Annotated in this window: 19 protein-coding genes and 4 pseudogenes; 5 read left to right on the top strand and 18 right to left on the bottom strand. The window is 61.9% G+C overall.

Annotation, left to right across the window (positions count from 1 at the left end; genetic code table 11):
* Positions 1 to 41: 41 nt before the first annotated feature.
* From nuoF to cspD, 15 genes are all read right to left on the bottom strand, one after another.
* Positions 42 to 1,397: an NADH-quinone oxidoreductase subunit NuoF gene (gene nuoF / locus LN139_RS10720; protein ID WP_236359868.1), complete on the bottom strand. Its 1,356-nt coding sequence runs from the start codon at positions 1,395 to 1,397 to the stop codon at positions 42 to 44.
* Positions 1,394 to 1,891 (bottom strand): NADH-quinone oxidoreductase subunit NuoE, encoded by a 498-nt coding sequence (nuoE, locus tag LN139_RS10715; protein WP_236359867.1) that lies wholly within the window; start codon positions 1,889 to 1,891, stop codon positions 1,394 to 1,396. The genes nuoF and nuoE overlap by 4 nt, the downstream gene beginning before the upstream one ends.
* A gap of 2 nt (positions 1,892 to 1,893) precedes the next feature.
* Positions 1,894 to 3,678 (bottom strand): NADH-quinone oxidoreductase subunit C/D, encoded by a 1,785-nt coding sequence (gene nuoC / locus LN139_RS10710; RefSeq protein ID WP_236359866.1) that lies wholly within the window; start codon positions 3,676 to 3,678, stop codon positions 1,894 to 1,896.
* Between the two features lie 76 nt (positions 3,679 to 3,754).
* Positions 3,755 to 4,429, bottom strand: a complete 675-nt coding sequence (locus LN139_RS10705; RefSeq protein ID WP_236359865.1) for a NuoB/complex I 20 kDa subunit family protein — start codon at positions 4,427 to 4,429, stop codon at positions 3,755 to 3,757.
* A gap of 10 nt (positions 4,430 to 4,439) precedes the next feature.
* A complete protein-coding gene (locus tag LN139_RS10700) occupies positions 4,440 to 4,853 on the bottom strand; it encodes an NADH-quinone oxidoreductase subunit A (RefSeq protein ID WP_097086242.1) in 414 nt (137 codons plus the stop codon).
* Between the two features lie 466 nt (positions 4,854 to 5,319).
* Complete coding sequence (aceA, locus tag LN139_RS10695) at positions 5,320 to 6,645, bottom strand: isocitrate lyase (RefSeq protein WP_236359864.1); 1,326 nt, start codon at positions 6,643 to 6,645, stop codon at positions 5,320 to 5,322.
* 466 nt (positions 6,646 to 7,111) lie between these two features.
* Positions 7,112 to 7,867: a secretin N-terminal domain-containing protein gene (locus tag LN139_RS10690; RefSeq protein ID WP_236359863.1), complete on the bottom strand. Its 756-nt coding sequence runs from the start codon at positions 7,865 to 7,867 to the stop codon at positions 7,112 to 7,114.
* A 56-nt stretch (positions 7,868 to 7,923) separates the two neighbouring features.
* Entirely contained in the window at positions 7,924 to 8,346 is a 423-nt protein-coding gene (locus tag LN139_RS10685) for a GNAT family N-acetyltransferase (RefSeq protein WP_236359862.1), read from the bottom strand.
* Positions 8,339 to 9,508 carry a ribosomal protein uL16 3-hydroxylase gene (locus LN139_RS10680; RefSeq protein WP_236359861.1) on the bottom strand — a complete coding sequence of 390 codons (1,170 nt, stop codon included), beginning with the start codon at positions 9,506 to 9,508 and terminating at the stop codon, positions 8,339 to 8,341. The genes LN139_RS10685 and LN139_RS10680 overlap by 8 nt, the downstream gene beginning before the upstream one ends.
* A gap of 81 nt (positions 9,509 to 9,589) precedes the next feature.
* Positions 9,590 to 10,960: an adenylosuccinate lyase gene (gene purB, locus LN139_RS10675; protein ID WP_236359860.1), complete on the bottom strand. Its 1,371-nt coding sequence runs from the start codon at positions 10,958 to 10,960 to the stop codon at positions 9,590 to 9,592.
* A gap of 89 nt (positions 10,961 to 11,049) precedes the next feature.
* Positions 11,050 to 11,682: a high frequency lysogenization protein HflD gene (gene hflD / locus LN139_RS10670; protein ID WP_236359859.1), complete on the bottom strand. Its 633-nt coding sequence runs from the start codon at positions 11,680 to 11,682 to the stop codon at positions 11,050 to 11,052.
* The gene (mnmA, locus tag LN139_RS10665; protein WP_236359858.1) at positions 11,679 to 12,794 is read right to left on the bottom strand and encodes a tRNA 2-thiouridine(34) synthase MnmA; all 1,116 of its coding nucleotides are present in this window, start codon (positions 12,792 to 12,794) and stop codon (positions 11,679 to 11,681) included. Before mnmA ends, hflD begins: the two co-directional genes overlap by 4 nt.
* 70 nt (positions 12,795 to 12,864) lie before the next feature.
* Positions 12,865 to 13,305 (bottom strand): NUDIX hydrolase, encoded by a 441-nt coding sequence (locus LN139_RS10660; RefSeq protein ID WP_236359857.1) that lies wholly within the window; start codon positions 13,303 to 13,305, stop codon positions 12,865 to 12,867.
* A gap of 63 nt (positions 13,306 to 13,368) precedes the next feature.
* Complete coding sequence (locus LN139_RS10655; protein ID WP_236359856.1) at positions 13,369 to 15,594, bottom strand: NADP-dependent isocitrate dehydrogenase; 2,226 nt, start codon at positions 15,592 to 15,594, stop codon at positions 13,369 to 13,371.
* A gap of 422 nt (positions 15,595 to 16,016) precedes the next feature.
* Positions 16,017 to 16,274, bottom strand: coding sequence for a cold shock domain-containing protein CspD (cspD, locus tag LN139_RS10650; protein ID WP_329611034.1), 258 nt, complete (start codon positions 16,272 to 16,274; stop codon positions 16,017 to 16,019).
* Between the two features lie 217 nt (positions 16,275 to 16,491).
* On the opposite strand from cspD, the gene clpS reads away from it, so the two are divergent.
* Together clpS and clpA are read left to right on the top strand one after the other, a co-directional pair.
* Entirely contained in the window at positions 16,492 to 16,854 is a 363-nt protein-coding gene (gene clpS / locus LN139_RS10645) for an ATP-dependent Clp protease adapter ClpS (RefSeq protein ID WP_236359854.1), read from the top strand.
* Positions 16,855 to 16,884: 30 nt separating this feature from the next.
* On the top strand, positions 16,885 to 19,155 hold the full coding sequence (gene clpA, locus LN139_RS10640; RefSeq protein ID WP_236359853.1) for an ATP-dependent Clp protease ATP-binding subunit ClpA: 2,271 nt from the start codon (positions 16,885 to 16,887) through the stop codon (positions 19,153 to 19,155).
* A gap of 87 nt (positions 19,156 to 19,242) precedes the next feature.
* Here clpA and infA read toward each other — a convergent pair.
* The 3 genes and pseudogenes from infA to aat form a co-directional block, all read right to left on the bottom strand.
* A pseudogene (infA, locus tag LN139_RS10635) lies at positions 19,243 to 19,460 on the bottom strand (translation initiation factor IF-1).
* A gap of 96 nt (positions 19,461 to 19,556) precedes the next feature.
* On the bottom strand, positions 19,557 to 20,264 hold the full coding sequence (locus LN139_RS10630) for an arginyltransferase (protein WP_236359852.1): 708 nt from the start codon (positions 20,262 to 20,264) through the stop codon (positions 19,557 to 19,559).
* Between the two features lie 59 nt (positions 20,265 to 20,323).
* Positions 20,324 to 21,003, bottom strand: a pseudogene (gene aat, locus LN139_RS10625) (leucyl/phenylalanyl-tRNA--protein transferase).
* A gap of 316 nt (positions 21,004 to 21,319) precedes the next feature.
* On the opposite strand from aat, the pseudogene LN139_RS25635 reads away from it, so the two are divergent.
* The 3 genes and pseudogenes from LN139_RS25635 (at position 21,320) to LN139_RS10610 (ending at position 25,929) form a co-directional block, all read left to right on the top strand.
* A pseudogene (locus LN139_RS25635) lies at positions 21,320 to 23,910 on the top strand (DNA translocase FtsK 4TM domain-containing protein).
* A gap of 60 nt (positions 23,911 to 23,970) precedes the next feature.
* Entirely contained in the window at positions 23,971 to 24,594 is a 624-nt protein-coding gene (lolA, locus tag LN139_RS10615; protein WP_236359851.1) for an outer membrane lipoprotein chaperone LolA, read from the top strand.
* Positions 24,595 to 24,600: 6 nt separating this feature from the next.
* Positions 24,601 to 25,929 (top strand): annotated as a pseudogene (locus LN139_RS10610) (replication-associated recombination protein A).
* The last annotated feature ends 17 nt before the right edge of the window (positions 25,930 to 25,946 follow it).

The raw sequence follows: 25,946 nt of genomic DNA, 5'->3' as shown, positions 1-25,946 counted from the left end.
GGCGCAGGCGGCGGAGCACGCTCCGCCTTTGCATCGGTGCTTCAGGCGCCGGCCGGTATCGGGCGTGGCTGGCCGAAGCCGGGAGTGGCGAGCGGTGCAACGCCTGCTTCGAACTCCTCCCGGAAATATTTGATCGCGCTGCCAAGGGGCTCCACGGCACCAGGGGCATGGGCGCAGAAGGTCTTGCCAGGGCCGAGGAAATTCACCAGGCCCAGCAGGGTGTCGATGTCCTCGCGAGTGCCCTGGCCTTTCTCCAGTGCGCGCAGCAGCTTCACGCTCCACGGCAGCCCGTCGCGGCAGGGGGTGCACCAGCCGCACGACTCGCGGGCGAAGAACTCCTCCATATTGCGCAGCAGCGACACCATGTTGACTGTGTTGTCCACCGCCATCGCCAGCCCGGTACCCATCCGGGTGCCGACCTTGCCGATGCCGCCTGCGTACATCTGCGCTTCAAGATGCTCTGGGAGCAGGAAGCCAGTACCGGCGCCACCGGGCTGCCAGCACTTGAGGGTGTAGCCGTCGCGCATGCCGCCGGCGTAATCCTCGAACAGTTCACGGGCAGTGATGCCGAACGGCAGCTCCCAGAGGCCGGGGTTTTTCACCTTTCCGGAGAAACCCATGAGCTTGGTGCCGTGGTCTTCGCTACCTTCGCGGGCAAGGCCCTTGTACCAGTCGTTGCCGTTGAGCACGATCGCCGGCACGTTGCACAGGGTCTCGACATTGTTCACGCAGGTCGGCTTGCCCCACACGCCCACGGCGGCAGGGAAGGGCGGCTTGGAACGCGGGTTGGCGCGGCGCCCTTCGAGCGAGTTGATCAGCGCGGTTTCTTCGCCGCAGATATAGCGGCCGGCGCCGGTGTGCACGAACAGCTCGAAGTTGAAGCCGCTGCCCAGAATGTTCTCGCCCAGCAGGCCGGCGGCCTTGGCTTCGGCGATGGCGCGGTTCAGGTGCGCAGCGGCCGTGACGTATTCGCCGCGCAGGAAGATGTAGCCACGGTAGGCCTTCAGTGCGCGGGCGCTGATCAGCATGCCTTCGATCAGCAGGTGTGGCTGCTGCTCCATGAGCATACGGTCTTTCCAGGTATTGGGCTCCATCTCATCGGCGTTACACAGCAGGTAACGGATGTTCATGGACTCATCCTTGGGCATCAGGCCCCACTTCACCCCGGTGGGGAAGCCGGCACCGCCGCGGCCCTTGAGGCCGGAGTCCTTCACCGCTTGCACGATATCGTCAGGGGCGAACTCGCCCAGGGCCTTGCGCGCCGCTGCGTAGCCGTTCTTGGCCTGGTATTCGTCGAGCCACACCGGCTCTGCGTCTTCGCGCAGGCGCCAGGTAAGTGGATGGGTTTCCGGGGCACGGGCGATGCGGTTGGCCGGCCCGAAGGAGGTCAGGGTCATACGTAGCCCTCCAGCAGTTTGCCGACGCCGTCCGCCTGGACGTCGCCGAAGGTGTCATCGTCGATCATCAGTGCAGGTGCCTTGTCGCAGTTGCCCAGGCAGCACACCGGCAGCAATGTGAAGCGGCCGTCAGCGGTGGTTTGCCCCAGGCCAATGCCCAGCTCGGTCTGGATGCGGCCGACGATCGACTCGTGGCCGCCGATGTAGCAGACCATGCTGTCGCACACGCGAATGATGTGGCGCCCAACTGGCTGGCGGAAGATCTGGCTGTAGAACGTGGCCACGCCTTCGACGTCGCTGGCAGGGATGCCGAGCAGTTCGCCGATGGCGGGGATGGCGCCGTCCGGCACCCAGCCGCGCTGCTTCTGGACGATCTTCAGGGCTTCGATGGACGCCGCGCGCGGGTCTTCGTAGTGGTGCATTTCGTGCTCGATGGCCGAGCGCTCGGTTTCGCTCAGGGCGAAACGGTCAGTCTGGATAAGCGTGCTGTTCATGCTCAACGGTCCACATCGGCCATGACGAAATCGATACTGCCCAGGTACGCAATGAGGTCGGCGACCATGCTGCCGCGGATCACCGAGGGGATCTGCTGCAGATGCGGGTAGCTGGGAGTCCGGATACGGGTACGGTAGCTCATGGTGCCGCCGTCGCTCGTCAGGTAATAGCTGTTGATGCCCTTGGTCGCTTCGATCATCTGGAAAGCTTCGTTGGCCGGCATGACCGGGCCCCAGGAAACCTGCAGGAAGTGAGTGATCAGGGTTTCGATGTGCTGCAGGGTGCGCTCCTTGGGCGGCGGTGTGGTCAGCGGGTGGTCCGCCTTGTACGGGCCTTCGGGCATGTTGCGCAGGCACTGGTCGATGATGCGGATGCTCTGGCGCATTTCTTCCACGCGCACGATGCAGCGGTCATAGGCATCGCCGTTGTGCGCCAGCGGCACTTCGAACTCGAAGTTCTCATAGCCCGAGTAGGGGCGCGCCTTGCGCAAATCGAAGTCGCAACCGGTAGAACGCAGGCCGGCACCGGTGACGCCCCATTCCAGTGCTTCCTTGGTGTTGTACTGGGCAACACCGATGGTGCGGCCCTTGAGGATGCTGTTCTTGAGCGCGGCTTTCTCGTATTCGTCCAGGCGTTTGGGCAGCCATTCGACAAAGTCCTTGACCAGCTTGTCCCAGCCGCGCGGCAGGTCGTGCGCAACGCCGCCAATGCGATACCAGGCCGGGTGCAGGCGAAAGCCGGTGATGGCTTCGATTACCGTGTAGGCCTTCTGGCGGTCGGTGAAGGTGAAGAACACCGGCGTCATTGCCCCGACGTCCTGGATATAGGTACCCAGGAACAGCAAGTGGCTGGTGATGCGGAAGAACTCGGCGAGCATCACGCGGATGGTGTCGACCTTTTGCGGCACCTTGATGCCAGCAAGCTTCTCGACCGCCAGTACGTAGGGCAGGTTGTTCATCACCCCGCCCAGGTAGTCGATCCGGTCGGTATAGGGGATGAAGCTGTGCCAGCTCTGGCGCTCGGCCATCTTTTCCGCACCACGGTGGTGGTAGCCGATGTCTGGCACGCAATCGACGATTTCTTCGCCGTCGAGCTGCAGGATGATGCGGAACGCACCGTGGGCCGAAGGGTGGTTCGGGCCCAGGTTGAGGAACATGTAATCCTCGTTGGCGCCGTGGCGCTTCATGCCCCAGGCCTCGGGGTTGAAGCGCGCGGCTTCTTCCTCGAGCTCTTGCTTGGCCAGGGTGAGGCTGTACGGGTCGAACTCGGTGGCGCGGGCAGGGTAATCCTTGCGCAGCGGATGGCCTTCCCAGGTAGGCGGCATCAGGATGCGCGTCAGGTGCGGGTGGCCTTCGAAGTTGATGCCGAACATGTCCCAGACTTCGCGCTCGTACCACGAAGCATTCGGCCAGATGCCGGTAACGCTGGGCACGTTCAAGTCGCCTTCGTGCAAGGCAACCTTAATCATTACGTCGCTGTTTCGTTCTACAGAGAGCAGGTGATAGAACACGGTGAAGTCTGCGCCGGGCAGGCCGCGGCGCTGAGTGCGCAGGCGTTCGTCGACGCCGTGCAGGTCATAGAGCATCGAATAGGGCTTGCTCACACCTCGCAGGAAGCTCAGGACTTCCTTGAGATGGGCACGCGCAACCCACAGCACCGGCATGCCGGTGCGGGTGGCCTGGGCGGTGAATGCGTCAGGCCCGAAACGCTGGGCCAGCTCGGCGACCACGTCCTGGTCGTCGGCCTTGTAGGGCGGGATATACAGAGCGGTGTCCGCTGTTGTCATGATTCTGGTCGCTTTCGGTCAACGTCAAAGAATGAAACCCGTGCAGGCAGGCGCATTGGCGCCTGGCAGTCGCGGTTCAGACTTCGTCGGGGGTGCGCAGGTTGGTGACCGCGATACGCTGTTCGCGGCGCTGTTCCCGTTGCGAAGGCATGTCGGCACGGTAGATGCCTTGATCGCCCACGACCCAGGACAACGGGCGGCGCTCCTGGCCGATCGACTCCTGCAGCAGCATCAAGCCTTGCAGGAATGCCTCGGGGCGAGGAGGGCAGCCGGGCACGTACACGTCGACAGGCAGGAACTTGTCCACGCCCTGAACGACCGAGTAGATGTCATACATGCCGCCGGAATTGGCGCACGAGCCCATGGAGATTACCCATTTGGGTTCGAGCATCTGCTCATACAGGCGCTGGATGATCGGCGCCATCTTGATGAAGCAGGTGCCCGCCACGACCATGAAATCGGCCTGGCGCGGCGAAGCCCGGATCACCTCGGCGCCGAAGCGCGCGATGTCATGGGGCGCCGTGAAAGCCGTGGTCATTTCCACGTAGCAGCACGAAAGGCCGAAGTTGTACGGCCAGAGAGAGTTCTTGCGGCCCCAGTTGACTGCGCCACTGAGCACGTCCGAGAGTTTCCCCATGAAGACGTTCTTGTGGACCTGATCCTCTAGCGGGTCGGCGACGGTTTCCCGGTTGCCGATGGGATATTGCTCGTTGGGAGCGTCCGGATCGATACGGGTAAGGTTGTATTGCATTGCCAAAGCCTCATTGTTTGAGCTTCGCCTGCCGCTTGCGACGACCTTCGGGTGCCCAATCGAGCGCCCCTACTCGCCAAAGGTAGACAAGACCTGCCAACAGAATTGCTATGAATATGAAAGCTTCAGCAAAGCCGGCCCACCCGCTCTCACGGACCGAAACGGACCAGGCGAAGAGGAACAGGGCTTCGATGTCGAAGATCACGAACAGCATCGCGACCAGATAGAATTTTGCGGATAGGCGCAGGCGGGCGCTGCCCACCGGGAGCATGCCGGACTCGAACGGTTCGTTCTTTGCGCGGCCCCAGGCCTTGCTACCCAGAATGCTTGAGAGAAGGAGCATGAAGGCGCAGAGCCCAGCTACACCCAGGAGGAAGATGGCAAAGCCCCAGTTGTGGGCCAGAAATCCTGCTGAAGGGGTCATGCTGTAGTCCTTAACAGAGCCGGCGGCGCGCCGGATTCACTCTGTGGTTGTGTCAAAGTAGCGCAGTGACTATATGTCGCAGCCGAATCAATCGGCGGAATTCTATGAGTAAAGCCGCTGCAAGTAAATTTGCCTAATCAAATTAATTTACCTCATTACCCCCATTCCTTGCAGCTATGACCGCCCCAGGCCGCGAATTACGGGCGTTGCAGCGTGTCGGGTGGAGACTGTTCAGGTGAGGTGAGATAAGGAAACGCACAACTTTAAATGATAATGAATCGCGTATGAGTATTATTGTTGTTTGGTAAAACTCCTTTCCAACAATATAGACCGCTGGCGTTTATAAGCGATCCTTCTTTCGTCTGCGTTGGGGTAGATCAAAGTTTCACACGTGTATCTGAGAAAAAGCCATGGCGTCGGCGAGCGCCGGGCCATGGCTTCAGGGTCCCGCTAGAAGCTAGAAGCTTCAATGAAACTGTTCTTCCTCGGTCGAGCCTTTGAGTGCAGTGACCGACGAGGCTCCACCCTGGATCACGGTGGTCATGTCGTCGAAATAGCCGGTGCCGACTTCCTGCTGGTGCGCTACGAATGTGTAGCCGCGCTGGGCATCAGCGAACTCCTGTTCCTGCAGTTTCACGTAGGCAGTCATGTCGTTGCGCGCGTAGTCGTAGGCCAGGTTGAACATCCCGTGCCACATGTTGTGGATGCCAGCCAGGGTGATGAACTGGTGCTTGTAGCCCATGGCGGACAGCTCGCGCTGGAATTTGGCGATGGTTGCATCGTCCAGGTTCTTCTTCCAGTTGAAGGAGGGCGAGCAGTTGTAGGAGAGGATCTGGTCCGGGTACTCCTTTTTGATCGCCTCGGCAAAACGGCGCGCCTCGTCAAGGTCGGGCTTGGCGGTCTCACACCAGACCATATCTGCATACGGCGCGTAGGCCAGGCCGCGGGCGATGGCCTGGTCGAGGCCGGCACGCACTTTGTAGAAGCCTTCAGGCGTGCGCTGGCCGGTCACGAACGGCTGGTCATAGGGGTCGCAGTCGCTGGTCAGCAGGTCTGCTGCGTTGGCGTCGGTGCGCGCGAGGATGATGGTCGGCACGCCGGCCACGTCTGCGGCCAGGCGGGCCGCTACCAGCTTTTGCACCGCCTCCTGGGTCGGTACCAGTACCTTGCCACCCATGTGCCCGCATTTTTTCACCGAAGCCAGTTGGTCTTCGAAGTGAACGCCTGCGGCACCTGCCTCGATCATTCCACGCATCAGTTCATAGGCGTTGAGCACGCCGCCAAAGCCTGCCTCGGCGTCTGCGACAATGGGCGCAAAATAATCGATATAGCCCTCATCGCCAGGGTTCTTGCCGGCTTTCCACTGGATCTGGTCGGCGCGCCGGAACGAGTTGTTGATGCGTTTGACGACAGTTGGCACAGAGTCGACCGGGTACAGAGACTGGTCCGGGTACATCGACTCGGCCGAGTTGTTGTCGGCCGCGACTTGCCAGCCGGACAGGTAGATCGCCTGAATGCCTGCCTTTACCTGCTGGACGGCCTGGCCGCCGGTGAGGGCACCCATGCAGTTGACGAAATCCTTGTCTGGGCGAAATGACGGGTGAGCGCCTTGAGTCACCATCTTCCACAGCTTCTCGGCGCCGAGCCGTGCCAGGGTGTGCTCGGGTTGAACCGAGCCACGCAGGCGAACTACATCGGCGGCGGAGTAGGTGCGGGTGATGCCTTTCCAGCGAGGGTTCTGTGCCCAGTCTTGTTCCAGTGCCGCAATCTGTTGTTCGCGTGTCAGTGCCATGGGATGAGCCCTCTCGCATAGGTCGTAGATAAAGTCTCCTGGCTCCGCCACAGGGAGGTCGAGTCCGTGTTCGGCAGGATGAAGGCTGGACGCTGCGGGTCGCGAAGGGGAGGCGAACGATGGGCGTGGAGGTGGAGCCGGCAGCTATGTAGTGCCAGTTCTAAACCACTTCAAATTGCCCGGGCCCTGCGTGGAGAACCCTTCGATGCTTCCGTCCCTCGGGACAACTTCGTTCCAGTCGCCATCCCGTCGGACCGCCTTGTGGGCCGTGCAGACGCGATGCACTCGTCAGGGTGTCGACCAGTGCACCTGAGGCCCCTTTTCGGAGCCCCTGATCAGCGGGAGCGAGGCCATCATGCCTAGGGAGGAAAAGCACGTCAAACGTTTTGTAGTGGAAAAATACACACACTACAACGAAAGTCGGAGATGACCGGGTAGTCGGTTGGAGGCCCGTAAGTCGCGGTTTTTATTCGAGTGCGTCCACTTTGACGCGCAATGTCATGTCGTCGCGCCCGGAGGTGCCATAGCGTTGCGCCCAGCCGTTCTGATCGGCCTGGCTGTAGCCATTGTTGCCAGCCACGGTGATCCACTGCCCCAGCGGCCCACTCACCTGGGTGCCGGTGCTTTGCACGTTGATGACATCGGGCCGTTCCTGGCTGAGGCTGTCGTTGTTGGTATTCAGGGTAAGGTGCACAACGTTGCCCGTCACGCTGGCCGTCACGTAGAAACCGCGGGTCACGTTGCGGTATTGGGTATCGGTTTCCACGCGGCCATAGTTGTCGGTGCGGGTGTTGGTGATCGGCACGCTCTGGCCCATCTGGATAAGGGCGGGTACGCCTTCGCTGGCCTGCACCTGTTGCACGCCGCCACTGCGGTTGGCGGTGCCATAGCGAATCACCCGGCCCTGGGCGCCATTGTTGATCGTGTAGCCGCTGGCGTCCTGATGATTGCTGTCAGTGGTGTCAACGCTGATCAACAACCGCCTTGCTGGCCTGTCGATACGTTCGAGCAATGTGGTGAGGGCCTCTATGCGATCAGGCTCTGCGTTGACGATCAGTTGGTTGCCATAGGCCTGGACATTGCCATCCCTGCCAAGAAACTGCTGGGCGATGGGGAGGATGTCAGTGCTGGTGCGGTAGTGCAGGTCCAGCACCTGGGTGGCGGCCTGGGCCTGGCAGGCGATGGCAAGGCCGAGGGCAGCGAGAAGGGGGCGTAGCGGCATGGCTGTGGTACTCCGCGTAGGGGCTAGGCGAAGTATGGCTCAGCCATGCGCTGCGGTCAGCTACGCAGGATCATCTCGACGTGAGCGATGCCGGCTTCGAGGAATTCATCGCTGATGATCTCGAAACCTTGCCGCTCATAGAACGCACAGGCCTGCACTTGAGCGGTCAGCCTGGGTTGTTCGATGCCGCGCCGGCGAGCTTCGGCGATCAGCGCGGCCAGCAGCGCCTCGCCAACCTTCAACCCTCGCCAATCCCTGAGCACCGACACGCGGCCGATCTCTCCCAAGGCAGTCAGGCGTGCGGTACCGACGGCGAAGTCGCCTTCGCAGGCCAGCAAGTGCACGGCGCTGTCGTCTTCGCCATCCCACTCCTGTTCGGCCGGAACGGCCTGCTCGGTCACGAACACCGCTTCGCGAATCCTTCGGATGTCGCTGTAGTCGCGGTGCCATTCGGCAATTCGCACGCTGATCTTATTCATCGATGGCAAACCCCAGGCTTCCTTGCTCGATCAGCTGGGCAATCAATACCACAGCCTCGTCATGCTCCAGCCATGGCTGGAGGTTGTCCTGATGCAGGGCATCCGCGCTGCAGAGCAGCTTGAGCAGCTCGCGCAGCTCCGGTGCCAGCAGGCGACTCTGGCCGCTGGCGAACAGGGTAACGTACCCGTCCATTTCCGCCCAGGCCATCCGTGCGCTGGGGTTGCGGATCAGAATTGCGCCCTCGGCTAGCGCATCCAGCAACTCCTGGGGCGGCAGTGCTTCGCCGTTGACCAGCTCGGGGTAGCGCGGCTCGGTCATGAACTGGCCAAACCAGGTCAGCAGCAGATGGTCATCGTTCATGTGGCGGGCGATGAGCTCTTTAAGGCGCACCAGTGCGTCCTGCTGGATCATGCCCGGGTCGACAGCGGGGAGGGCGTCTGCATCACTGTAGCGCTCCTCGTCAGGAATGAACTGGCCGAGAAAGTCCGTGAAATGGGTAAGCACTTCACTGGCGCTGGGCGCGCGAAAGCCCACGCTGTAGGTCATGCATTCATCCACGGCAATGCCGTAATGAGCCAGGCGCGGCGGCAGGTAGAGCATGTCGCCAGGCTCCAGCGTGAACTCGTCGGCCTGTTCGAAGCCATCGAGGATGCGCAGGTCTGCGTGCGCGAGCAGCGGGCTCTGGTTGTCGCACATCTGCCCCAGCTTCCAGGTGCGACGGCCATGGCCCTGGAGCAGGAACACATCGTAATTGTCGAAATGCGGGCCCACGCCACCACCAGGTGCGGCATAGCTGACCATCACATCGTCGATACGCCAGGTGGGCAGAAAACGAAACGGTTCCAGCAAGCTGTTCACTTCGGGAACGAACTGATCGACTGCCTGAACCAGCAGCGTCCAATCCTTTTCGGGCAGGTTGCCGAAGGTATCTTCGTTGAACGGGCCGCGGCGCAGTTCCCAAGGGTGTGCGCCGTGCTCGAGCACGATGCGCGATTCAACTTCATCCTCCAGCGCCAGCCCTGCCAGCTCATCGGGCTCCAGCGGGTTCTGGAAATCAGGGAAGGCCTGGCGTATCAGAAGGGGCTTCTTCTGCCAGTAGTCGCGCAGAAATTGGCTCGCAGTCAGGCCGCCGAGCAGTTCAAGTGGAGTGTCATGATTCATATTCAAGCCATTGAAAAATGGAATTTTTTTAACGCAATGAAAAACGCCCGGCCTGGGCCGGGCGTCAGGCGCAGGCAGGCGTCAGATGCGCTTGGCCTGTGCGGCGGCGTTACCGATGTAGCTGGCGGGCGTGAGCTGCTTGAGCTCTGCCTTGGCGGCGGCTGGCATGTCCAGGCCGTCGATGAAGGTTTGCAAAGCCTCTGGGCTGATGCCCTTGCCGCGGGTCAGCTCCTTGAGCTTCTCGTACGGGTTCTCGATGTTGTAGCGGCGCATGACCGTCTGGATGGGTTCGGCCAGCACTTCCCAGCAGGCGTCCAGGTCTTCGGCAAGACGAGCGGCGTTGATCTCCAGCTTGCCGATGCCCTTCAGGCTGGCCTCATAGGCGATCACGCTGTGGGCAAAGCCAACGCCCAGGTTGCGCAGCACGGTGGAGTCGGTAAGGTCGCGCTGCCAGCGCGAGATCGGCAGCTTGCTTGCCAGGTGCTGGAACAGTGCATTGGCGATCCCGAGGTTGCCTTCGGAGTTTTCGAAGTCGATCGGGTTGACCTTGTGCGGCATGGTCGACGAGCCGATTTCGCCGGCCACCGTACGCTGCTTGAAATACCCCAGGGAAATGTAGCCCCAGACATCACGGTCGAAGTCGATCAGGATGGTATTGAAACGCGCGATTGCGTCGAACAGCTCTGCGATGTAGTCGTGCGGCTCGATCTGGGTGGTGTAGGGGTTGAAGGTCAGCCCCAGCTCGCCTTCGATGAATGCGCGAGCATTGGCTTCCCAGTCGATATCCGGGTAAGCAGAGAGGTGCGCGTTGTAGTTGCCGACCGCACCGTTGATCTTGCCAAGCAGCGGTACTGCTGCCACTTGGGCGATCTGGCGCTCCAGGCGGTAGACCACGTTTGCCAGCTCCTTGCCCAAGGTGGTGGGCGAAGCAGGCTGGCCGTGGGTGCGCGACAGCATCGGCACTTCGGCGAAGCGGATGGCCAGCTCGCGCAGGGCGCTGGCGATCTGGCGCATCAGCGGCAGCAACACAGTGTCGCGGCCTTCGCGCAGCATCAGGGCGTGGGACAGGTTGTTGATGTCTTCGCTGGTGCAGGCGAAGTGAATGAATTCGCCAACCTTGGCCAGTTCCGGCAGCTTGGCAGCCTGCTCCTTGAGCAGGTATTCGATGGCCTTGACGTCGTGGTTGGTGGTGCGTTCGATTTCCTTCACACGCTCGGCGTGCTCCAGCGCGAAGTCATCGGCCAGTGCGTTGAGCAGGGCGTTGGCCTCGCTGCTGAACGCGGCCACTTCCGGCACTTGCGGGTGCGCTGCCAGGCGCTGCAGCCAGCGCACCTCGACCAGAGCACGGAAGCGGATCAGGCCGTATTCGCTGAAAATAGTGCGCAGGGCCTGGGTTTTGCCGGCATAACGGCCGTCTACAGGGGAAACCGCAGTGAGCGAGGAAAGCTGCATGGGGTGTTCTCGGACAGTCGGGCTACGAAAAGGGCGCACAGCATACACGAAGCCGCCAGGCCATGCTTGTGAAATGGACGGGCGCGGGCTCAGGCGCCGCCCTGGCGCATCACCGAATACAGCTCGCGCAACAGCCTGCGCCGGCTGACCAGCAGCTGCCAGCGTGTGCCCCCAAGCTGCCTCCAGAGGCGCGCGCAGCGGATCCCGGCGAGCAAGAGTGCGCGAATCTTGGAGGCATTGCTGGGCTGCTGCAGGTGGCGCATGTCGCCCTGCACCTGAATGCGCTGGCGCAGGGTGCTCAAGGTGTCTTGATAAAGTGCGCCGCTGGCGGCGATCACATTTTCGTGAACCAGCCCGAAATGCTCCACCTGCGACTGAATCTGGGGCAATCGCCGGCCGATAAGTTCGAGCATCTCGCCGCGTTTGGCCAGTTGCCGCTCCAGGCCGATCATCGACAGCGCGTAACGCAGAGGTTCACGTTGCAGCGCACCGGGGTCTCGCTCCAGCGCGCCCGCCAGCGCCCCATAGCCTTCGCGCAACTGCCGATCACTGCCGCCGAACACGTCCAGCGTGTCTTCGGGGTCGCGCACCAGCAGGCTGCCGAGCAGGCAGGCGAGGTCTGCCTCCGCGACCTGGCCGGTCTTGGCGATTCGGTCGACCAGCACGGCGGCGTGGAATACCCCGCCCAGCGCAATCAGCTGTTCCTGAGTCGAGCCGCTCATGGCGAGACCTCGGTCGATTCGATCACGCCACCGCCCAGGCAGATTTCGCCGTCGTAGAACACCACCGATTGCCCAGGGGTAACCGCACGCTGCGGCTCGTCGAAACTCACGCGATAGCCTTGGGCGGTTTGTTCCAGGGTGCATGCCTGGTCGCCCTGGCGATAACGCACCTTGGCGGTGAGCCGGCGAGGTGTCGAGAGATCCAGCGGGTTGACCCACCAGATCGTGGAGGCCTGCAACGCCTGGGAGAACAGCAGCGGGTGCTCGTTGCCCTGGCCGACGACCAGCACATTGCGTGCGACATCCTTGGCAACCACGTACCACGGCTCGTCGCTTGCGTCCTTCATGCCGCCGATGCCCAGGCCCTGGCGCTGGCCGAGGGTGTGGTACATCAGGCCATGGTGCTGGCCGATCACCTGGCCGTCAGGCGTGTGGATTTCACCCGGCTGCGCTGGAAGGTACTGCTTGAGAAAGTCGCTGAAGCGCCGCTCGCCGATGAAGCAGATACCGGTCGAATCCTTCTTCTTGGCCGTGGCCAGGCCGTGCCGTTCGGCGATGGCGCGCACCGCGGGCTTTTCGAGCTCACCGACCGGGAATAGCGTACGGGCGATCTGCGCGCCGCCGACGGCGTGCAGGAAGTAACTCTGGTCCTTGTTCGGGTCCAGGCCCTTGAGCAACTCCGTGACCCCCTCGCGATCACGGCGGCGCACGTAGTGGCCTGTGGCGATCAAGTCGGCGCCCAGGCTCAGGGCGTAGTCCAGGAAGGCCTTGAACTTGATTTCGCGGTTGCAGAGGATGTCCGGGTTCGGCGTGCGGCCGGCGCGGTATTCCTCCAGGAAATGTTCGAAGACGTTGTCCCAGTATTCGGCGGCGAAGTTGGCGGTATGCAGCTTGATGCCGATCCGGTCGCACACGGCCTGGGCGTCGGCAAGGTCTTCGCGCGCGGTGCAGTAATCGGTACCGTCGTCCTCTTCCCAGTTCTTCATGAACAGCCCTTCGACCTGGTAGCCCTGTTCCATCAGCAGCAAGGCGGACACGGAGGAGTCGACGCCGCCGGACATGCCGACGATCACGCGGGTGTGTTTCGGGTCGGGAAGGGAGGAAGCGGACATAGAATGTGCGAGAGGCTCTGGGGTGAAAAGACGCGGATTCTAGCAGGTCGGCAGCGCCATGGAAAAACGCTTAGTCGCGCACGACCTCAAGCGGATACTGGCCACCTTGCAGGTAGTCATCGAGGCACCGCAGCACCAGTTCGCTGCGCCAGCGGTTCGGCTCGGCCGCGAGTTGGTCGCGGGTCAGCCAATGGGTGCGCAGGATGTCGGTGTCCAGTGGGCGCTCAGGGTGGTGGCGCAGGGGCCGCGCAATGAAGCATACCCGCTGGTAGGTGATGCCATTGCTGGGCGCGGTGTAAAGGTAGATGCCGGTGATACCGGTGAGCTCCACCTCCCATCCGGTTTCTTCGAGTGTTTCTCGAAGCGCAGCCTGGCGCAGGGTTTCATTGGCCTCCAGGTGCCCGGCCGGTTGATTGAGCACGTCGCGCCCAGCCTTGTGTTCTTCGACGAACAGAAAACGTTCACCGTCCTGAACCAGGGTGGCGACGGTGACATGGGGTTGCCAGTGCATGAACAAGGCTCCTTCAAAAAAGAAAACCCCGGCGCAGGGCCGGGGCTTTGGTTCAGCGGTCGCTTACTTGAGTGAGGCAATCGCAGCGTTGAGGGTGGCGCTCGGGCGCATCACCTTGGCAGCAGCCTGCGCATCGGCAAAGTAGTAGCCGTCGATGTCGACCGGTTTACCTTGCACTGCGCCCAGCTCGGCAACGATCTTCTCTTCGTTGTCGGCCAGGGCCTTGGCCAGCGGCGTGAACAGTTCGGCAATGGCGGCGTCGTCCTTCTGCTCGGCCAGGGCCTGAGCCCAGTAGGTGGCCAGGTAGAAATGGCTGCCGCGGTTGTCGATGCCACCGACTTTGCGCGAAGGCGATTTGTTGTTGTCCAGGAACTGGCCGGTTGCCTTGTCCAGCGCAGCGGCGAGTACCTTGGCCTTGGCGTTGCCGTTCAGTTCGCCCAGGTGCTCCAGCGAGGCTGCCAGCGCCAGGAACTCGCCCAGCGAATCCCAACGCAGGAAGTTTTCCTCGACCAGTTGCTGTACGTGCTTGGGCGCTGAACCGCCAGCGCCGGTCTCGAACAGGCCACCACCGTTCATCAGTGGCACAATCGACAGCATCTTGGCGCTGGTGCCCAGCTCCATGATCGGGAACAGGTCGGTGAGGTAGTCGCGCAGCACGTTGCCGGTCACCGAAATGGTGTCCTTGCCGGCGCGAATGCGCTCAAGCGACAGCGCCATGGCCTCGACCGGAGCGAGGATGCGAATGTCCAGGCCGCTGGTGTCGTGGTCCTTCAGGTATTTCTCGACCTTGGCGATCACTTGCGCATCGTGAGCGCGGGCAGGGTCGAGCCAGAACACGGCAGGGGTGGCTGAAAGGCGCGAACGGTTGACGGCAAGCTTCACCCAGTCCTGGATCGGCGCGTCTTTGGTCTGGCACATGCGGAAGATATCGCCAGCTTCGACCTTTTGCTCCATCAGCACCTTGCCGCTGGTGTCGGTCACGCGGACAACGCCTTCGGCGGTAACCTGGAAAGTCTTGTCATGCGAGCCGTATTCTTCGGCCTTCTGCGCCATCAGGCCAACGTTCGGCACGCTGCCCATGGTGGTGGGGTCGAAGGCGCCGTGCTGCTTGCAGTCTTCGATAACGGCCTGGTAGATGGTTGCGTAGCAGCGATCAGGAATGATGGCCTTGGCATCTTGCAGTTCGCCGGCAGCGTTCCACATGCGGCCGGAGTCGCGAATCATCGCCGGCATCGAGGCGTCGACGATCACGTCGCTCGGCACGTGCAGGTTGGTGATGCCCTTGTCGGAGTTGACCATCGCCAGTGCCGGGCGGTCGGCGTAGACAGCCTTGATGTCTGACTCGATGGCTTCACGCTGGTCGGCTGGCAGCTTCTGCACGGTGGCGTACAGGTCGCCGATGCCGTTGTTGGAGTTGAAGCCCGCCTGTTGCAGTGCTGCAGCATGCTTGGTGAGCGCCGGGCCGTAGAACTCTTCGACGATCTGGCCGAACATGATCGGGTCGGAGACCTTCATCATGGTGGCCTTCAGGTGCACGGAAAACAGTACGCCCTTGGCCTTGGTGTCTTCGATCTGCTCGGCGATGAAAGCGCGCAGGGCGTTCTTGCTCAACACTGCCGAGTCGATGATCTCGCCCGCCAGGACCTTGGTTTTTTCCTTGAGGATGGTACTGCTGCCATCTGCGGCAACCAGTTCGATCTTGACGCTGCCATCGGCCTCGATCAGCGCGGCTTGCTCACTGCCGTAGAAATCGCCGTTGTCCATGTGGGAGACGTGCGATTTGGAGTCCGAGGCCCATGCGCCCATCTTGTGCGGGTGCTTGCGTGCGTAGTTCTTGACCGACAACGGGGCGCGGCGGTCGGAGTTGCCTTCGCGCAGCACCGGGTTCACGGCACTGCCCTTGACCTTGTCGTAGCGGGCGCGCGCGTCTTTCTCGGCGTCGGTGGTGGCGTTGTCCGGGTAGTCCGGCACGTTGTAGCCCTTGGCTTGCAGCTCCTTGATGGCCGCCTTGAGCTGCGGCACGGAAGCGCTGATGTTCGGCAGCTTGATGATGTTGGCTTCTGGCGTGGTAGCCAGTTGGCCCAGCTCGGCCAGATGGTCGCCCACCGCCTTGTCGCCCAGTTGCTCGGGGAAGCTCGCCAGGATGCGGCCGGCCAGAGAGATGTCACGCGTCTCGACCTCGATGCCGGCGCAGGCGGTGAACGCCTCGATGATCGGCAGGAGGGAGTAGGTGGCCAGGGCAGGGGCTTCGTCGGTGAAGGTGTAGATGATTTTCGAACGGGTGGGCATACGGGTTAACTCTCTTTTTGCTGAGCATGCCAGGCGACTCGAGGTGCGCAGGGTAGGCGCTTCCGGATGAGGCCGGGGCCGCAGTGGGAAGTCGAGATCGCTTCGCGGTGATGGTGAGTGCATCAGTCGAGCGTCAAGTGGCCAGGCCGTGATAGCGGCTAAACCTGATGAAACGAATGAGCCGGCGGGCGCTGGCGCGAGGTGCGAGGCTTGCGCCCTGCGACATTATGACCCGGCGGTCACCGGCGCAGTATATCAAACCTTGCGTCTTAAGCATCAAGACCAAAGGCGGAAGGTGTGCACAGAGGGCGGGAATAGAACGGAGGGCAAGAGAAATTGACGCGCAGCAACGCAGTGGCCGGGATGGTACCCCGCAGACTGCGATGCACCGGCCGACGCCGGTATTCAGTGAAGCATCGGAATCAGGCGGTAGCCTGCTCTCGTATTTCTACCGGGGCGCTAACGGCTTCGGCGGCTGCCTGGATATTCACGGCGTGAATGCCCTTGGGCCCTTGAAGCATTTCGAACTGCACGGGTTGGCCAGCCTTGAGGGTCTTGTAACCGTCCATCTGGATCGCCGAATAGTGAGCGAACAGATCGTCGGTCTTGCCGTCCTCATTGATGAAACCGTAGCCCTTGGCATTGTTGAACCACTTGACTTTGCCTTTCAGCATACCCATATCCCTCTGCAAGCACCCCACCAGTGGGGTATCATCCAAACCGTCCTTGGCGCCAAAAAAATTTTGTTTGACGTCATGGACCTTTATTCCCCAATGTGGGTTCTACTGTTTGTAACACCGTTTTGCCGATAGTCAAGGTCAGGCGGCGGCCGAATTTAGACCCTGAACCACTCGTCTACCCACTACCTGAACTCGCTTAACGATGAATCGTCCTTTCATGCATGCAACCAATACGACTCGACTGGCCTCAAATCAGGACGATCCGCTGTCCGACGAGGACGGCGGCGCCGGTGTCGCGGTCGAGGAGTCCAAGCCGTTATTGCAGGCGCCGCCCATGTACAAGGTGGTGCTGTTCAATGACGACTACACGCCGATGGATTTTGTCGTCGAGATCCTGGAGACCTTCTTCAACCTCAATCGCGAACTCGCAACCAAGGTCATGCTTGCTGTGCATACCGAGGGGCGAGCAGTGTGCGGGGTGTATACCCGGGATATCGCTGAAACCAAAGCCATGCAGGTCAATCAATACGCCAGGGAAAGCCAGCATCCGCTACTCTGTGAAATCGAGAAGGACGGTTAAACGCCGACCACTTGGGTATGAGGTGAAGCCATGTTAAACCGCGAGCTCGAAGTCACCCTCAACCTGGCCTTCAAGGAGGCCCGTTCGAAGCGTCATGAATTCATGACCGTCGAGCACCTTCTTCTGGCCTTGTTGGATAACGAGGCAGCCGCGACCGTACTACGGGCCTGCGGCGCCAACCTCGACAAGCTCAAGCATGATCTGCAAGAGTTCATCGATTCCACTACACCTCTGATCCCGGTCCACGATGAAGATCGCGAGACCCAGCCTACCCTTGGCTTCCAGCGTGTGTTGCAGCGCGCCGTATTCCACGTCCAGAGTTCGGGCAAGCGTGAAGTCACTGGCGCCAATGTGCTGGTAGCCATCTTCAGTGAACAGGAAAGCCAGGCAGTGTTCCTGCTCAAGCAGCAGAGCGTTGCCCGCATCGATGTGGTCAATTTCATCGCTCACGGTATCTCCAAGGTGCCGGGTGCTGGCGATCAGCCAGAAGGGGATCAGGAGATGCCTGACGAAGAAGGCGGTGAAGCTTCAGGTTCCAGCAATCCACTCGATGCCTATGCCAGCAACCTCAATGAGCAGGCGCGTCAGGGCCGCATCGATCCGCTGGTCGGCCGTGAAAGCGAAGTCGAGCGTGTCGCTCAGATCCTCGCCCGCCGTCGCAAGAACAACCCCTTGCTGGTAGGCGAGGCGGGTGTTGGCAAAACCGCCATCGCCGAAGGCTTGGCCAAGCGAATCGTCGACAGCCAGGTACCAGAGCTTCTGGCCAGCAGCGTGGTCTATTCCCTCGACCTTGGTGCTCTGCTCGCGGGCACCAAGTATCGCGGTGATTTCGAAAAACGCTTCAAGGCGCTGCTCGGTGAGTTGCGCAAGCGGCCTCATGCGATTCTGTTCATCGACGAAATTCACACCATCATCGGTGCAGGCGCCGCGTCCGGCGGGGTGATGGATGCGTCCAATCTGCTCAAACCGCTGTTGTCCAGTGGTGAGATCCGCTGCATCGGCTCGACTACGTTCCAGGAGTTTCGTGGGATTTTCGAGAAGGACCGCGCCTTGGCTCGTCGCTTCCAGAAGGTCGATGTCAGCGAGCCGTCGGTCGAGGACACCATCGGTATTCTGCGTGGCCTGAAAGGGCGCTTCGAGCAGCACCATGAAATCGAATACAGCGATGAAGCGCTGCGCGCTGCTGCGGAGCTGGCGTCACGCTACATCAACGACCGGCATATGCCCGACAAGGCTATCGACGTTATCGACGAGGCCGGTGCTTACCAGCGCCTGCAACCAGTCGAGCGGCGGGTCAAGCGTATCGAGGTTCCGCAGGTCGAAGACATCATAGCCAAGATCGCGCGGATCCCGCCAAAACACGTCACCACCTCCGACAAGGAGCTGCTGCGTAACCTGGAGCGTGATCTCAAGCTCACGGTGTTCGGCCAGGACGCTGCCATCGATTCGTTGGCCACAGCGATCAAGCTGTCCCGTGCGGGCCTCAAGGCTCCAGACAAGCCAGTAGGTTCGTTCCTGTTCGCTGGCCCTACCGGGGTGGGCAAGACCGAAGCTGCGCGGCAGTTGGCCAAGGCCATGGGGATCGAGCTGGTTCGCTTCGACATGTCCGAGTACATGGAGCGCCACACCGTTTCACGCCTGATCGGTGCGCCGCCCGGGTATGTCGGGTTCGACCAGGGTGGTTTGCTGACCGAAGCCATCACCAAGCAGCCGCACTGCGTACTGCTGCTCGATGAAATCGAAAAAGCTCACCCGGAAGTCTTCAACCTGCTGTTGCAGGTGATGGACCACGGCACCTTGACCGACAACAACGGGCGCAAGGCGGATTTCCGCAACGTGATACTGATCATGACCACCAACGCCGGTGCAGAGACCGCATCGCGCGCGTCGATCGGCTTCACGCACCAGGACCATTCCACCGACGCGATGGAAGTGATCAAGAAAAGCTTTACGCCGGAGTTCCGCAACCGTCTGGATACCATCATCCAGTTCGGTCGGTTGTCTACCGAGGTCATCAAGAGCGTGGTCGACAAGTTCCTTACCGAGCTTCAGGCCCAACTCGAGGACAAGCGCGTACTGCTTGAGGTCACCGACGCTGCACGTGCCTGGCTGGCGGACAAGGGCTATGACGCGCAAATGGGTGCGCGCCCGATGGCGCGCTTGATCCAGGACAAGATCAAGAGGCCGCTTGCGGAGGAAATTCTGTTTGGCGAGCTGGCCGAGCACGGTGGCACGGTGCACGTGGACCTGCAGGCTGGGGAGTTGACGTTCGACTTCGAGGTCGCTGTCGAAATGGCGTAGCTGATATCGCCGGGGCTTTCGGGCCCCGGTGTTTTACGCCCGCAATGAAAACGCCCGGCTTGAAGCCGGGCGTTTTCATCTGCATGGTCAGCGGGCGCGGTAGTTGATGCGGCCCTTGCTCAGGTCGTATGGGGTCAGCTCGACCCGAACCTTGTCGCCAGTGAGAATGCGGATGTAGTTCTTGCGCATCTTGCCAGAGATGTGCGCGGTAACGACGTGCCATTTTCCAACTCCACGCGAAACATGGTGTTGGGCAGGGTGTCGACGACAGTGCCTTCCATTTCGAAGCTGTCTTCTTTCGACATGCAGTAAAACCCTCGGTGTTTTGATGGCCCGGTGCAACCGCGCCAGGCAAAAAGTGGCGCGTATTGTGCCTGAAAACTGACCATTAGCCAAGGTATTCAGTTCAAAGTGACCCAGCGCTGGTTGATCAGCAGCTCGATAGGCCGGTATTGCGTCTTGTAGTTCATCTTTTTGCAGTTCTTTATCCAGTAGCCCAGGTAGACCGCATCCAGCTCCAGCCTCAAGGCTTCGCCAATTTGCCAGAGGATCGCGAAGCGCCCCAGGCTGCGTTGTTCCTGCTCCGGTTCGTAGAAGGTGTAAACGGCAGAAAGGCCGTTGGGCAGGATGTCGGTGACGGCGACCGCTAGCAGCGTTCCGGCCAGGCGGAACTCGAAGAAGCGGCTGAAGGCCAGCTCCCGTACCAGGAAGGTGGAAAATTGCTCGCGGCTGGGTGGGTACATGTCGCCATCGGCGTGACGTTGCTCGATGTAGCGCCGGTAGAGGTCGAAGTATTCCTCGGTAAAGCGTGGTGCGCGCTCGTGCACCGTGAGATCGGCGTTGCGCTTGAGAATTCGCCGTTGCGCACGGGTGGGTGCGAAGGCTTCAGCCGGAATGCGCGCGGGCACGCAAGCGCTGCAACGTTGGCAGTGGGGGCGATAAAGGTGATCGCCGCTACGGCGAAAGCCCATCTCCGAAAGGTCGGCGTACACACTCGCGTCCATAGGCTGGCTGGGGTCGAGGAACAGCGTGGTCGCCTGTTCGTCGGGCAGGTAGCTGCAAGCGTGCGGTTGAGTGGCATAGAACTTAAGGCGCGCCAGCTCAGTCATGATCGGCCCTCGGGATGAAGCGTTCAGCTTTGAGTGTAAGCCGTGGGCGGGAAGTTCGCCTAGCGCTGCCAGCCGGCGATGCTCGGTGCATCGATGTGCTGGCGCAACAGCTCGACGAAGCGGGCGCGCGGTATGGGCGCGGCGCCCAGGCTTTCCAGATGGCGAGTAGGCATCTGGCAATCGATCAGCACGAACCCCGAAGCAGCCAGGTGGCGCGCCAGCGTCACGAAACCGACTTCGAAGCATTGTCGGCGCGGCTGAACATCGACTCGCCAAAGAACAGTTGGCCGATGGCCATGCCGTACAGCCCGCCCACCAGCTGCTCGCCGTCCCATACTTCGACCGAGTGCGCGTAGCCAAGCGCATGCAGTTGAATGTATGCCTGGCGCATGGCATCTGTGATCCAGGTCTGGTCGGTGTAATCGCGGGGCGCGGCACAGGCGGTGATGACATCGGCGAATGCCTGGTCGAAGGTGACCTGGAAGCGGCCCTGGCGCATGACCTTGGCCAGGCTGCGCGAAACATGGACCTCATCAGGCCGCAGCACCGTTCGCGGGTCAGGCGACCACCAGAGAATGGGTTGGCCTTGCTCGAACCAGGGGAAGATGCCGGCGCGATAAGCGTTGACCAGCCGTTGTGGGCTGAGATCCCCGCCGGCGGCGAGCAGGCCGTTGGGTTCGCGCAGCGCTCGCTCGACCGGAGGAAAAGCCAGGTCGCCGCGGGCCAGCCAAGTCAGCATGTAAGTGCCTCTGCCAGAAGGGGAGGGCGGCAGTATCGCGGTTGGCTGTGGTGGCACGCAATGATTTCATCGAGCGCTGCCGGAACTGAGCGAGGGGCACGCGGTCAACGCCGGACGGGTTCAGAAATTGTTGCAGATATCTGGCATAAGCCTTTGTCATCCAAGGTTTTGCATGCTCCAATTCGCGCTCGCGGCCTTGCCCGTGGCAAGCGCTCGGCAAACCCGTACAATGTACCCGGCCTTCACATTGTTGCCGCCCGGCCCGCGGCGTTGTTTTCATCCGCTTAAGCGCCCCGTGCGCAGGAACGCACCTGTTTTGAAGAAGTCGACCGCTGCAACCTCCCAACCGCTTCCAGCCTGGCGCCTGCAATTGCATTACCGCCTCAAGGAAGGCGCGCTCATCGCCATGGGCGCCTTGTGCCTGTACCTGTGGATGGCGCTGTTGAGCTACGACGCCACCGACCCAGGCTTCAGCCACCCGAGCAACGCCCTGCAGGTGCAGAACGCAGCCGGCCGTGCCGGTGCCTACGCTGCCGACATTCTGTTCATGGTCCTGGGCTACTTCGCCTACATCTTCCCCTTGCTGCTGGCGGTCAAGACCTGGCAGATCTTTCGCGAGCGTCACCAGCCCTGGCAGTGGAGTGGCTGGCTGTTTTCATGGCGTTTGATAGGCCTTGTGTTTCTCGTGCTTTCCGGCGCTGCGCTGGCGCACATTCATTTTCATGGAGCCAGTGGCCTGCCGGCCGCTGCGGGCGGGGCCCTGGGTGAAAGCCTGGGCGACCTGGCACGTGGCGCGCTGAATGTGCAGGGCAGCACATTGCTGTTCATCGCGCTGTTCCTGTTTGGCCTCACCGTCTTCACTGACCTGTCATGGTTCAAGGTGATGGACATCACCGGCAAGATCACCCTCGACCTGCTGGAGCTGTTCACCGGCATGTTCAGCCGCTGGTGGGCTGCGCGCACCGAGCGGCGGCAACTGGTTGCCCAATTGCGCCTGGCCGAGGCACCTGAAGCGCCTGCGGCCAAGCCAGGCAAGCGCGGCAAGGCGGTCTTCGAGGCCGAACCGGATTTCGATTTCGAAGAAGAACCGCCCCTGAAGGCAACACCGGCCCTGCGTGCCGAGCCGCGCATCGAGCCGCGGGCCGCTCAACCGGCACCGCTCCCTGCGCCTGTGTCGGTGCCTGTGCCGGTCAAGCGTGAGCCGCCGCGTATCGAGCCGATCCTGCCGCCATGGGACGACGACGAGGCAGAGCCTGAACCTTTCTCCCCAAGCCCATCACACCGGCCGCTGCCGTCGCACCGCGGCCGCACACCCCACCGATCGTGCCGCTGTCATCTGGCACGCCTGAGGAGCCGAGCAGGCGCGTGCAGCAGGAGAAACAGGCGCCGCTGTTCGATGCATCCCTCGAAGGCACCCTGCCGCCCTTGACTCTGCTCGACCCTGCAGAAGTCAAGCGCGTTCAATACTCGAACGAAGCACTGGCGCGCACCGGTGAGCTGCTTGAGATCAAGCTCAAGGAGTTCGGCGTAGAGGTGACGGTCGACTCCATCCACCCAGGGCCCGTCATTACCCGCTACGAGATCCAGCCGGCCGCGGGCGTGAAGGTAAGTCGCATCGCCAACCTCGCCAAGGACCTGGCCCGTTCGCTGGCGGTGATGAGCGTGCGTGTGGTTGAAGTGATCCCCGGCAAGACCACCGTCGGTATCGAAATTCCCAATGATGACCGCCAGATGGTGCGCTTCTCCGAAGTACTGGAGTCCAACGCCTATGACGAGGCCAAGTCGCCGGTCACTTTGGCGCTGGGCCATGACATCGGCGGCAAGCCGGTCATCACCGACCTCGCCAAGATGCCTCACCTGCTTGTTGCCGGTACCACCGGCTCGGGTAAGTCGGTAGGCGTGAACGCAATGATTCTGTCGATCCTGTTCAAGTCGTCGCCCAAGGATGCGCGGCTGATCATGATCGACCCCAAGATGCTCGAGCTTTCGATCTACGAAGGCATCCCGCACTTGCTGTGCCCGGTGGTCACCGACATGAAGGACGCCGCCAATGCATTGCGCTGGAGCGTGGCCGAGATGGAGCGCCGCTACAAGCTGATGGCAGCCATGGGCGTGCGCAACCTGGCGGGTTTCAACCGCAAGGTCACGGACGCCGAGGAAGCGGGCCAGTCCATCCCCGACCCGTTGTACCGCCGTGAAAGCATGGATGACGAAGCCCCGGTGCTCGATACGCTTCCGACCATCGTGGTGGTGGTCGACGAATTCGCCGACATGATGATGATCGTCGGCAAGAAGGTCGAAGAGCTGATCGCCCGGATCGCGCAGAAGGCCCGTGCCGCCGGCATCCATCTGATCCTGGCCACCCAGCGCCCGTCGGTGGACGTGATCACCGGCCTGATCAAGGCCAACATCCCTACGCGCATGGCATTCCAGGTATCGAGCAAGATCGACTCGCGCACCATCATCGACCAGGGCGGTGCCGAGCAGTTGCTTGGCCACGGTGACATGCTGTACATGCCGCCGGGCACCAGCCTGCCGATCCGGGTGCACGGCGCGTTCGTCTCCGATGATGAGGTACACCGTGTGGTAGAGGCGTGGAAGCAACGCGGCGCGCCGAACTACAACGACGACATCCTCAATGGTGTCGAAGAGGCCGGCAGCGGCTTCGACGGCGGTAGCGGTGGTGGCGACGGGGACGACAGCGAAAGCGACCCGCTGTACGATGAAGCGGTCAACTTCGTTCTCGAAAGCCGTCGCGCTTCGATTTCTTCGGTGCAGCGCAAGCTCAAGATCGGTTACAACCGGGCTGCACGGATGATCGAAGCCATGGAAATGGCTGGCGTGGTCACGCCGATGAACAGCAACGGCTCCCGCGATGTGATCGCGCCGGGGCAGATGCGCGATTGATTCGATTCCCGGCCCGCCACCTGCGGGCCATTCACCTTGACGCTCCACCTGAGGAACTCCATGCGCCTGATTCGCCTGTTGCTGGTTTCGGCTCTCGCCCTCGGCAGCGCCGCTGCCCAGGCCGATGAGCAAGCGGTCAAATCCCTGACCCAACTGCTCGACCAGTCCAAGACCCTGACCGGTAACTTCTCCCAGCTGACCCTGGACGGCAGTGGCACCCAACTGCAGGAAACCCGTGGCCAGATGGCCCTGCAGCGCCCTGGCCTGTTCTATTGGCATACCGACGCTCCGCAGGAGCAACTGATGGTCTCCAACGGTGAGAAAGTCTCCTTGTGGGACCCGGACCTGGAACAGGTGACCATCAAGAAGCTCGACCAGCGTCTGACCCAGACGCCAGCGCTGTTGCTTTCCGGTGACACCTCCAAGATCAGCCAGAGCTTCGACATCACCTCCAGGCAAGCCGGCGACGTGATCGATTTCACCCTCAAGCCTCGCAGCAAGGACACCTTGTTCGATTCGCTGCGCCTGTCGTTCCGCCGTGGCACCATCAACGACATGCAGCTGATCGACAACGTCGGCCAGCGCACCAACATCCTGTTCACCGGCATCCAGGCCAACCAGGCGATCCCGGCAAGCAAGTTCACCTTCGACATCCCCAAGGGTGCCGACGTGATCCAGGAATAACCCGCCGTGGCGGACCTGTTCGGCAGCGCGCCGGTGGCTCAGCCATTGGCCGCGCGGCTTCGCGCAAGCAACCTGGACGAGTACGTGGGGCAGGACCACCTGCTCGCCCGTGGCAAGCCGCTGCGTGAGGCCCTGGAGCAGGGCGCACTGCATTCGATGATCTTCTGGGGCCGCCGGGTGTGGGCAAAACCACCCTGGCGCAGTTGCTGGCCAAGGTGTCCGATGCCCATTTCGAAACCGTTTCGGCGGTGCTGGCCGGAGTGAAAGAGATTCGCCAGGCGGTGGAGATCGCTCGCCAACAGGCCGCGCAGTATGGCCGGCGCACCATCCTGTTCGTCGATGAGGTGCACCGTTTCAACAAGTCGCAACAGGATGCCTTCCTGCCGTACGTGGAGGATGGCACGCTGATCTTCATTGGCGCGACCACCGAAAACCCTTCGTTCGAACTGAACAACGCGTTGTTGTCGCGAGCGCGAGTCTGATGTGCTCAAAAGCCTGGATGAAGCGGCCATGCGCCGCCTGGTCGACCGTGCGCTCAATGAAGAACGCGGCCTGGGCAAGCGCCAGCTCTCGCTGGGCGACGAGGCCTTTGCGCTGTTGGTGGCAGCCGCCGACGGCGACGGCCGCCGCCTGCTGAACCTGCTCGAAAATGCGTCGGACCTGGCCGAAGACGGCGAGCCCATCCCGCTGGAGCTGTTGCAAAGCCTGCTGGGCGACACGCGACGTCGCTTCGACAAGGGTGGCGAGGCGTTCTATGACCAGATCTCGGCGTTGCACAAGTCGGTGCGCGGCTCCAGCCCTGATGGGGCGCTGTACTGGTTCGCGCGCATGCTCGATGGCGGCTGCGACCCGCTGTATATCGCCCGCCGGGTGGTGCGCATGGCCAGTGAAGACATCGGCAACGCCGACCCCCGAGCCTTGGGCCTGTGCCTGTCAGCCTGGGATGTACAGGAGCGCCTCGGTAGCCCCGAGGGTGAGCTTGCAGTGGCGCAGGCCATCGTTTACCTCGCCTGCGCGCCGAAGAGCAACGCGGTCTACAACGCCTTCAATACGGCGATGCGTGACGCCGCTGCACAGGGTTCTCGGGAAGTGCCTCTGCACCTGCGCAACGCGCCGACCAGGCTGATGAAGCAATTGGGCTATGGCGAACACTATCGCTACGCCCACGATGAACCGGACGCCTATGCTGCGGGCGAGGATTATTTTCCGGAAAATCTTGACCCACGGCAGTACTATCAACCCGTGCCCCGCGGCCTTGAGCTGAAGATTCGCGAAAAGCTCGGCCACCTGGCCGCCCTCGACCGCGCCAGCCCTCGCCAGCGGCGCAAACCCTGAGCCTTTCCCGGCACCCG

The organism is Pseudomonas sp. KNUC1026, assembly GCF_021650705.1.
In the GTDB taxonomy this organism is placed as follows: Bacteria; Pseudomonadota; Gammaproteobacteria; order Pseudomonadales; family Pseudomonadaceae; genus Aquipseudomonas.
Note: the sequence above shows the minus strand (reverse complement) of the source record. Positions and strands in the feature narration are given on the sequence as shown.